Raw genomic sequence first — 2,687 nt, 5'->3', positions numbered from 1 at the left:
ATATTTTAAGTTGTTGTGTTAAACCGTTAGTAGAAATAGTGCTGTCTTCCATTAAAGACTTCATTTTGCTTATATCCGAATAAGAGCTTAATGTATCATTTTGGCCGTAACTTGAATCAGATTTAACAGAAGTTTTAACGATTTGCTTATACTTAGCTTTTGTTGAATCATCCATGGCATCACTCAATCTCAACAATGATTTCATTACAGTCGCTGACGCTGTATGACTCGTTTCATTTTCACGACTGATAGCTCTACCTCTTGATAAATCCATCATTTCACCTTTATAAATGAGTGGCATAAATCCGTCGTCAATCCATGACTTTAAGGTTGTATCATTTTGGGTTTTATCATTAAAAGGTGTTTCTTTTATCATCGGCATCATTTGAGAAATCCCCTCTAAGAGTACAACGCCATAAGCACCAGTGTATGGGACGTCTTGATGATCAATATAAGAGCCGTCTTTATAGAATCCATTACGTTCTTTACCAGTTGCATTACTTTGAACGTAAGTGAAGACTTTATTAAATGCATCTATTGAATTTTTAGTTATATCTTTATCTTCTTCGATAATACTTTCTAAAAGTTTTACTTTAGCAATGTCTACTAAATTTCCCCCTTTAGCTTGTTCAGGTTGTCCTACTGATGATAATATTTTGTCACTTTCTGGGGCGAAAGTTTTGATAGGGGCAGTGTATTTTTTCTTTTCGTCATTTGAAAATTGATCATTCAGCAATATAAGGGTATTTGTTAATGCTCTAGGTGTTCCAATTTCATAATCCCACCAATTTAAATTGGTATTTCTAGAAGTTTTATTTTTAAAGTTTGAGGTCAAATCAGCAACTTTTTTATCTGGTTCTTTTCCATATGCATTTTTATGCAGCCACTCAAGGGCATCTTTCACTTTCTTCTTGTTTTCATCTATTTTTAACTTAGTATCTTTATGCTTCATCGCTTCTGCGATTTTCTCAATATTACGATAGGTACGAGTCATATCCGCAGACTTCGTATCTAAATCTTTTGAGTTTTCCCACAAGTATTTCCTATCACTTTCAGTTTTCATCTCACTAAGTAATTTCTTTGCCTCATTCTCCGTAGCCTCAAACTTCTTCTTCATTGCGTCATTCTTCTCATCATACTTATCATAACCATAGTTAACGTCCAGCCATGTGTTCCTCAACTTTTCATAATCTGGCGTTTGAACATTCGTATCAGCCACAGCGATTTGATATTTATCAATACTTCTGAATTCACCACCATTCAAAGTAATCACACCAGCCATTAATAACGTAATGGTGGATAATTTTTGCCATTTCTTTATTCTATATGTCATTGACATGTCTCCTTTTTGTGTTGCGCGTGCGCAATGAATATTATGATTAAATAATGATTCAATTTTTCAAAATTCGTTAACGTATACAAATGACTGTCTACTGTCAAACAATCCACAAAGAATGTTGATGCATATAAACAATCGATCACCCAAATTTTCCGCATCACCCAAAAATTGCAACGAAAATAATTTTTAAAAAATTAAATATTATCAATCTTAGTGATTATATCATTTTAAATATTTAAGTTATACAATTTTTAAAGTAATTAAAAACGATGAAATGTAAAATGTTAAAAAAGAGACAAATTTAAATTTGAGTAATAAAATAAGAGGTATTCAAACGAGGATGGTAATATATAAAGCAACATTACTTAAGATGCCACCAACATAACTGAAAGGATAGTCGCAATGAAAACTAAAGAAGTCGTAGCGCTCATGAATATATCTCAAGACACTTTAAGATATTATGAAAAGGTTGGTGTGATTCCACCTGTTAATCGAGATGAAAATGGATATAGAATATATAATGATAGTGATTTAAATTGGATTTATTTAGTGAAAAATTTGCAAAATGCAGGCGTCAGTATTGAATCGCTTATCGAATTTTGCAGGTTAGCGCAGCTTCCTAAAAATGAAAATATTCAAGCACAGCAAAAGCAAATTTTAAATAAGCAACTCGAAGAATTAAATGAAAACTTAAAGACAATTCATGATGCGAGAGATTTACTACAATATAAAATTGATAATTATGATAATCATATTGCTAAAATCAATGCTAGTGATAATCATGATGACAATGTTGAACGTCTTTGGGAGAGAAAGTAAACCTATGGCTTGCTATAGAGTTCGCTCCATGGTTTATAGTGGACTTACAAGATAAAGGAGGTTCATTTTATGAATCATATTGAAATAAGTAAAGATGTAAAGATACCAGTATTAGGCTTCGGAGTATTTCAAATTCCTCAAGAACAAACAGCAGAAGCGGTTAAAGAAGCAATTAAAGCGGGCTATAGACATATTGATACAGCGCAAAGTTATTTAAATGAAACTGAAGTAGGTCAAGGTATTGAAGCTTCAGGTATTGATAGAAGTGAACTATTCATTACGACTAAAGTATGGATTGAAAATGTAAACTATGAAGATACTATCAAATCAATCGAACGATCATTACAACGATTAAATTTAGACTATCTTGATCTAGTGCTTATTCACCAACCTTATAATGATGTATATGGCTCATGGCGTGCATTAGAAGAGTTAAAAGAAAATGGTAAAATTAAAGCAATCGGTGTATCTAACTTCGGCGTTGATCGAATTGTAGATTTAGGTATTCACAATCAAATTCAACCACAAG

The 2,687-nt window shown here is 32.2% G+C and carries 3 protein-coding genes and 1 pseudogene; 2 read left to right on the top strand and 2 right to left on the bottom strand.

Annotated elements, in window-relative coordinates; translation table 11 throughout:
• Together IDG60_RS10590 and IDG60_RS10585 are read right to left on the bottom strand one after the other, a co-directional pair.
• Positions 1–1,333: pseudogene (locus IDG60_RS10590) on the bottom strand (hyaluronate lyase); the annotation flags it as partial.
• Positions 1,330–1,497: a hypothetical protein gene (locus IDG60_RS10585; RefSeq protein ID WP_001790107.1), complete on the bottom strand. Its 168-nt coding sequence runs from the start codon at positions 1,495–1,497 to the stop codon at positions 1,330–1,332. The gene IDG60_RS10585 and the pseudogene IDG60_RS10590, both read right to left, overlap by 4 nt.
• Before the next feature lie 244 nt (positions 1,498–1,741).
• On the opposite strand from IDG60_RS10585, the gene IDG60_RS10580 reads away from it, so the two are divergent.
• Together IDG60_RS10580 and IDG60_RS10575 are read left to right on the top strand one after the other, a co-directional pair.
• Entirely contained in the window at positions 1,742–2,158 is a 417-nt protein-coding gene (locus IDG60_RS10580; RefSeq protein WP_103143712.1) for a MerR family transcriptional regulator, read from the top strand.
• A 69-nt stretch (positions 2,159–2,227) separates the two neighbouring features.
• A partial coding sequence (locus IDG60_RS10575) for an aldo/keto reductase (RefSeq protein WP_206160676.1) occupies positions 2,228–2,687 on the top strand: 460 nt, incomplete at its 3' end.

The organism is Staphylococcus sp. EG-SA-2 (assembly GCF_017152085.1).
The sequence above is the reverse complement of the archived record's forward strand: the minus strand, read 5'-3'. Positions and strand labels throughout refer to the sequence as shown.

What these genes read in the sequence shown, in the direction of transcription:
- IDG60_RS10585 (WP_001790107.1), bottom strand. Translation starts at nt 1,497, where the DNA reads ATGCGGAAAATTTGGGTGATCGATTGTTTATATGCATCAACATTCTTT.
- IDG60_RS10580 (WP_103143712.1), top strand. Translation starts at nt 1,742, where the DNA reads ATGAAAACTAAAGAAGTCGTAGCGCTCATGAATATATCTCAAGACACT.